General features: G+C 59.5%; 6 protein-coding genes. 5 read left to right on the forward strand and 1 reads right to left on the reverse strand.

The window, feature by feature from the left end:
• Positions 1 to 71 precede the first annotated feature (71 nt).
• Positions 72 to 2,906, forward strand: a complete 2,835-nt coding sequence (locus WX88_RS28075) for a PAS domain-containing hybrid sensor histidine kinase/response regulator (RefSeq protein ID WP_052732918.1) — start codon at positions 72 to 74, stop codon at positions 2,904 to 2,906.
• Between the two features lie 43 nt (positions 2,907 to 2,949).
• On the opposite strand, the gene WX88_RS20680 is transcribed toward WX88_RS28075, so the two are convergent.
• Positions 2,950 to 3,333, reverse strand: a complete 384-nt coding sequence (locus WX88_RS20680) for a nuclear transport factor 2 family protein (protein WP_046246313.1) — start codon at positions 3,331 to 3,333, stop codon at positions 2,950 to 2,952.
• Positions 3,334 to 3,540: 207 nt separating this feature from the next.
• On the opposite strand from WX88_RS20680, the gene WX88_RS20685 reads away from it, so the two are divergent.
• The 4 genes from WX88_RS20685 to WX88_RS20700 all read left to right on the forward strand — a co-directional run bounded on the left by WX88_RS20685 (position 3,541) and on the right by WX88_RS20700 (position 6,622).
• A complete protein-coding gene (locus WX88_RS20685) occupies positions 3,541 to 4,644 on the forward strand; it encodes an MFS transporter (RefSeq protein WP_231590760.1) in 1,104 nt (367 codons plus the stop codon).
• A gap of 280 nt (positions 4,645 to 4,924) precedes the next feature.
• Positions 4,925 to 5,302, forward strand: a complete 378-nt coding sequence (locus WX88_RS20690) for a cupin domain-containing protein (RefSeq protein ID WP_046246315.1) — start codon at positions 4,925 to 4,927, stop codon at positions 5,300 to 5,302.
• A gap of 4 nt (positions 5,303 to 5,306) precedes the next feature.
• Positions 5,307 to 6,098 (forward strand): SDR family oxidoreductase, encoded by a 792-nt coding sequence (locus WX88_RS20695; RefSeq protein ID WP_046246316.1) that lies wholly within the window; start codon positions 5,307 to 5,309, stop codon positions 6,096 to 6,098.
• Positions 6,099 to 6,187: 89 nt separating this feature from the next.
• A complete protein-coding gene (locus WX88_RS20700; RefSeq protein WP_046246317.1) occupies positions 6,188 to 6,622 on the forward strand; it encodes an acyl-CoA thioesterase in 435 nt (144 codons plus the stop codon).
• Positions 6,623 to 6,891 lie beyond the last annotated feature (269 nt).

Genomic DNA, 6,891 nt, shown 5'->3' on the forward strand with positions numbered 1-6,891 from the left:
TTTGTTAAGATTTATTATTACCAGTTATTTAGTCGATGATTACTTCTTCCTCTCCTCTACCATCGAATACGATGCTTAATGCTCAGCCAGAGGGGGAGGGGTGGCGTACTAATCGCCAAGCAGAAGAACAAATTGCTGAACTACAACGGACTCTGGCGGCCTCTCAGGCCGAGCTACTGGCGCAGAAGGCCCTCTTTACGGCGCTAGTGGACGGGATGCCCGGCGCAGTAGTGCTTACTACCGACAAGGGACAGATTCTGGCTACCAACCAAGGTTGCCGCGAATTATTCGGCTCAAGTCTAACCACGGCGGGCGATGGCCAGCCACTGAACATGGCTACGGCCTTGCAAGCTAAGTTTCAGGACCCCGCGGGTGCCCTGGCTCCGGCTGCCGGCAAGGCTGGCCAAACTGCCTGGAATGAGGAGTTTGCGCTGCTGGACGGGCGTGTGCTGGAGCGGGACTACGCCGTGCTGGACGACGAGAACCACCACCATCTGGTGAGCTACCGCGACGTGACCGAGCACCATCAGCGCACGGCCTGCTACCAAAGCGCGGCGAAGGTGCTGGAGCAGCGCTTGGCTGACCAGCAGGATTTTTACCAAACCATTCTCAATAATATCAAGGTTGAAGTAGCCGCGTTTGGTCCAGATAACCGCTACCAATTCGTCAATTCCCAGTGCTTCAGCGACCCGGTGCTGCGCAACTGGATAATCGGCAAGGATGACTTCGCGTACTGCGCCTACCGGCAGCGACCTATGGATGTAGCCGAGAAACGGGTTCGGGTACTTGAAAGAGCGGCACAGTCGGGCGTTGAGTCCAAATGGGAGGAAAACCTGCCTTCAGTCACTGGCTCGCGGCACATGTTACGGCAAGTCATCCCCGTGTTTGCGGCCGATGGGGCCTTGCGCATGGTAGTGGGCACCGGCACCGACATCACCCAACGCTGGCTGGCTGAGCAAAAACTGGTTGAGCAGCGCGAATTCTATGAGTTCACGCTCAACCAGATGCCCTGTGACGTGGCAGTGTTCGATGCAGAGTTTCGCTACTTGTTTGTGAATGCCAATCGCATCGACGACCCCGCCGCCCGGAAGTGGATAGTTGGTAAAAACATCTTCGAATACGGTACTCGCTACGGCGTGCCGCTGGCCATCACCGAGGAGCGCGGGGCGCGCCTGAGCCAGGCCGTGCGGGAGCGCCGGTTGGTAACTTTTGAAGAAACTTATACCCAGCCTGATGGCGTCCGCCACCAGTATCGTTGCCTGCAGCCCGTGTTTTTCGCCGATGGCACGCTGCATCTCATCGTAGCCTACGGCATCGACATTACCGACCGGGTGGTGACCGAGCAGGCGTTGCGCCATGCCAAGCTGGCGGCCGAGTCGGCGGTGCGGGCGCGCGAGATTTTCCTGGCCAACATGAGCCACGAAATCCGTACGCCGATGAACGCCATTCTGGGTTTTAGCCAGCTGCTGGCTAAAACCGCTCTGGACCCTGAGCAAAGCAACTACCGGCAAGCCATCACGACTTCGGCCGAACACTTGTTGGTCATCATCAACGACATCCTCGACTTGTCGAAACTCGAAGCGGGTAAGATGGTGCTCGAACAGGTAGGCTTCGAGCCCCGCCACCTACTGCTGGAGATAGAGCAAACCCTGCACTACAAGGCCCGGGAAAAAGGCTTGTCGCTGGCCATTGGTGTATCCCCGGAAGTGCCAGAGGTGCTCATAGGCGACCCGTACCGCATCCGGCAAGTGCTGCTGAACCTGACCGGCAACGCCATAAAATTTACTGAAACGGGCCATGTTTGGGTTTCCTGCGATGTGGTGCCTGGTACCGGCGGGGAAGTTGTATTTGCCGTGGCCGATACCGGTGTGGGCATTGAACCGGAACTCGCCAAGGTAATTTTCCAGGAGTTCAGCCAGGCAGATTCTTCGGTAACCCGCAAGTTTGGCGGTACGGGCCTAGGGTTGAGTATTTGCCGCAACCTGCTGGGCCTAATGGGAAGCGACGTGCAGTTGGAGAGCCAAAAAGACCGTGGTACCGTGATGCGCTTCTCCCTGCGCCTGCCTACGGGCTCGCTCCAGGATTTGCCCATTCAGGAGGTGCTGCCCAACGACTCGGTTCGCAATGGCCTGCGCGACAAGCAAGTATTGGTGGTGGAAGACAACCCGTTCAACCGGCAGATTGCCAAAACGCTCCTCCAACATGCGCACGTGCGGGTGACGGAGGCCGAGCACGGAGCCGTGGCCGTGGAGCTGGCCCTGCATCAGTATTTCGACCTGATTTTCATGGACCTCCAGATGCCCGTGATGAATGGGTACACTGCCACTACCATCCTGCGCCAACAGTTGGGCCTGACCACCCCCATTGTGGCCCTCACCGCCAACGCCATCAAGGGGGAACGAGAAAAATGCCTGGCCGCAGGCATGACGGATTACCTGACCAAGCCGTTCAAAGAAGAAGAGCTGCTGGCAACCTTGAGTAAGTGGGTGCTGCCGCCGTCCGCTGGCACAAGCCTTGTGCTGGAGCCGGAGTCGCCGTTTGGGCGGCCCATGCCGCCGGCTGTTTCGGCGAAGCTCTATCAGGTTGATGAGCTACTAAAGCTGGGGCAAGGCAAAAAGGATTTCGTGGTTTTCATGCTCGAAACGTTTATCGAGAGCGGCGAAGAGGCTTTGCGGCAGCTAAGCCAGGGCATGCAGACGGGTGACATCGCGCTGCTGAAAATGGCGGCGCACGCCCTGCGGCCCAACCTGCTATGCCTGGGCACATCGCACCTGTTGCCTCCCGTAGAAGCGCTTGACCAATGGGAAGACGGCTTCCGGCCCGTTGCGCTGCAGCCGTTGGTGGAGTCCATTGTCCTGCCACTACGCGAACTGATTCATCAGATTAAACAGGACCTGAAGGCGTAGTATCGCCGTCTCCCTTTAGAGAAAACGGCGGTGAAGGCCGTAATTAAAACATGCCGTTTTCATTCTGGGCGGTGGCCGGTACTACTTGTAGCACGTCCCAGTGCTCCACAATTTTGCCGTCGGCATCGAAACGGAAAATGTCCATGCCGGCGTAGTCGTGGTCGCCGGGCCAGCTTTGGTGGCAGTGCAGTACCACGAGGTCGTTTTCGGCTACGGCCCGTACCACGCGCACGTGCTTACCAGGATATTCGCCTTGCATGCGCAGGAAGTATTCGAGAAAGCCTTGCTTGCCGTTAGCTACGTGGGGGTTGTGCTGAATGTAGTCGGCGCCCACGTAGCGGGCCAGGGCTTCGGCGGGCTGGCAGTCGTTGAACATCAGCTCATAGAACGCAATGGCGGCCTGCTTATTACGGTCGGGTTGGGACATAGGGTTGGCGGGAAAGCGTCGTTGAAAGATAAGGGCACCTCTTGCTACTACGGCAACTACCGGGTGCTGCCCGGCGTTGGGGGAGCTTGTGTGCGCTAAAATTGGGGCTGAAGACGGGGTATTCAACGCCGCTGAGAGTATTGTAAGTGTATGATTTCGTTGACTGCTCCTCCTCGGTATATCTCCAGAAGAGCCCACCGACTGGCTGTGGGGACGCTGTTTTTCCTGTTGGGCTTGTGCTTTGCCACTTGGGCCTCGCGCATTCCGAGTGTGCAGCAGCGCATGGGCATTTCGGAGGCGGGGCTGGGTGGCGTACTACTGGCCATTCCGCTGGGGCAATTATTGTCGTTGCCCCTGGCTGGGTGGCTGGTGGCCAAACAAGGCAGCCGCAAGGTGGTGCTGTGGGGCGTGCTGCTGTACGCCACCGCGCTGCTGGCCCTAGGCTGGGCCCGCAACTTATACCAGTTGCTGCCCTGCCTCGCGCTATTCGGTATTGGCGGCAACCTGACTAATATCTCGGTGAATACCCAGGCCGTGGGCGTGGAGCGGCTGTACAAGCATAAGCCCATTATGGCTTCCTTTCACGGGTTGTGGAGCCTGGCGGGGTTTGTAGCTGCGGCCGTGGGCACGTTTATGATTGGCCACGCGGTGACGCCGGGCGTGCATTTTCTGCTAATCACGCTGCTCATCATGGCCGGCCTGGCGGTGAGCGCGGGCTATATCGTGCGCGAGGACAGCAACACAGACCCCAATCAGCCCATTTTCGTGAAGCCCGACAAAGAGCTGCTGGGCTTGGGAGCCATTGCCTTCTGCGCGCTCATTTGCGAGGGGGCTATGTTCGACTGGAGCGGGATATATTTCAAAAAGGTCATTCAGGCCGACAAGGATTGGGTGGGGGCGGGCTACACGGCCTTCATGAGCACCATGGCGCTGGGGCGTTTCGGGGCCGACTGGCTGGCGGGGCGCCTGGGCGCCCGGCGCGTTATTCAGCTCAGCGGGCTGCTCACGGCGGTGGGGCTGCTGCTGGCGGTGCTGCTGCCCACGCTGGGCACGGCATTGCTGGGCTTCCTGCTGGTGGGCTTTGGCACCTCGTCGGTGGTGCCGCTGGTGTACAGCGCGGCGGGGAAATCGACGCGTATGTCGGCCGGTATGGCGCTGGCTTCGGTGTCTACGGTAGGGTTTTTGGGCTTTTTGCTGGGGCCGCCGGTTATCGGGATGGTGGCCGGGGCCACGAGCCTGCGGGTGTCATTCGCGCTGATTGCGCTGATGGGGCTGTGCGTGTCGGCGGTGGCTGGCCGGGTGCGGGTGTAAGTTGTGGGGGAAGGAGGGGTAGGAAGCAGAAAGCAGCGAGCAAAAGAACGTCAGGCTTCATCTGGCGTCCGCGGAGCCGAAGCATCGCTACCACACCAGTAATCCAATTGATTGCAGAGTAGGCGCTGGCGGTAGTCGCCTTGCAGCTGTCTTTTCCGAGCAAGTAATTCTATCAATTGAGTTAGTATTGAGGTAGAGATGCTTCGGCTCCGCGAACGCCAGATGGAGCATGACGCTTCTAACGCCTAATAAATCCTTACTTCAAAACACTCATTCAACCATGGAAAACCCTCAACAAGTAACCCAGTACCGCTGGGAAGACATGCCCAAAGAGCAGCTTTCTGATTCGTTGGCGCGCCGCCTCATCACCGGTGATAAAATGATGCTGGCCCAAGTCTACCTCAAAAAAGGCTGCATTGTGCCCCTGCACCAACACGACAACGAGCAGATAACCTACATCCTGGAAGGCGCTCTGCGCTTTTGGATTGGCTCGGAAGACGCCGAGCCCATTGTCGTTGGGGCGGGCGAGGTGCTCCATATCCCATCCAACGTGCCGCACAAAGCCGAGGCCATCGAGGATACCCTGGATGTGGACATCTTCAGCCCGCCCCGCCAGGATTGGCTCGATAAATCCGACGACTACCTCCGTCAGAAATAAGCATATGGACCTCAGATTAATCGGAAAAGTGGCCCTGGTGGCTGCCGCCAGCAAGGGTCTGGGCCGCGCCATTGCCGAAGAATTGGCGGCCGAAGGGGCCTCGCTGGTCCTGTGCGCCCGCGGCGAAGACGTCCTTCAGGAAACCTGCGCCGCCATCGCGGCAGGCACGGGCGTACCCGTTCTCGGTGTCCCGGCCAACGTAGCCGAACCAGCCGACGTGGCCCGCGTGGTGCAAGCCGCGCTGGAGCGATTCGGGCGCATCGACATCCTGGTAACCAACGCTGGCGGCCCGCCCGCCGGCACTTTCGACACGCTAAGCCCGGCCATATGGGAAGCCGCCACGCACCTGCTGCTCACCAGCGTGGTGGAACTCACGCGCGCCGTGCTGCCCGGCATGAAGGAACGGGGCTGGGGCCGCATTCTGAACGTGACGTCCATCGCCGCGAAGCAGCCCGTCGAAAACCTCATGCTCTCAAACAGCCTGCGCGCCGCCGTTACGGGCATGGCCCGCACCCTGGCCAATGAAGTAGCGCCGTTCGGAGTCACGGTCAACAACATCCTGCCGGGCTACACGCGCACCGAGCGAGTCGTAGGTTTGGCCGAAGCGACGGCCGCCCGGGAAAACACTTCTGCCGCCGCAGTTACGGAACGTTGGGAAGCCGGAATTCCCATGCGGCGGCTGGGCGAGCCACGGGAGTTTGCGGCCCTGGCGGCGTTCTTGTGCTCGGAGCGGGCCAGCTACATCACTGGCACCTCCATTCCCGTGGATGGCGGCTGGATTCGCTCGCTGCTGTAGTGGTACCTCTACCCCCTGACCTAATCGGGCTGCGGACCTGTAACGAGACAGGAACGCGAGCACGAACTTTACCTTATTTTTCCGCAACCATGCTCCTTGCCGACCGCATTGCCCGCGCCGAAACGCGTATTTTCAAAGCCGTTTTTCCCAACACCACCAACCACTACGACACCCTCTTCGGGGGTACTACGCTCATGCTGATGGACGAGGTGGCCTTCATTGCGGCTACCCGTTTTTCGCGTCTGAAAATGGTCACCGTTTCCTCCGAGCGGGTCGACTTTACCCAGCCCATTCCCGGCGGCTCCCTGGTGGAGTTGGTGGCCAACATCGAACACGTGGGCAACACCAGCCTGAAGGTGCGCGTCGAGCTTTTTGTGGAGCAGATGTACTCCGAAGAGCGCCACAAGGCTGTGACGGGCCTGTTCACCTTCGTGGCCGTGGACGAGCACAAGCAGCCCGTCCGCATTCTGGGCGACGCCGCTCCAGCCTCACCAACGCTGGTAATGCCCCCTTTGGCGTCTTAGCCGGCGTTATCAACGGGGGCAAGGCCGGGCTTGGGCTAACATACGCCACCCCAAACGATGGGCGGCATCTTTAACGCCAAACCCTCCTCCCATAGTTTGGGGCGGCATCTTTGACACTCAAATAAGCCACCCCAAACTATGGGAGGAGGGTTTGGCGTTAAAACCCATCACCCCAAACTATGGGAGGAGGGTTTGGTGCCAAAACCCATCACCCCAAACTATGGGAGGAGGGTTTGGCGTCAAAGATGCCGCCCATTGTTTGGGATGGC

It is taken from the genome of Hymenobacter terrenus (genome assembly GCF_000972495.1).
In the GTDB taxonomy this organism is placed as follows: Bacteria; Bacteroidota; Bacteroidia; order Cytophagales; family Hymenobacteraceae; genus Hymenobacter; species Hymenobacter terrenus.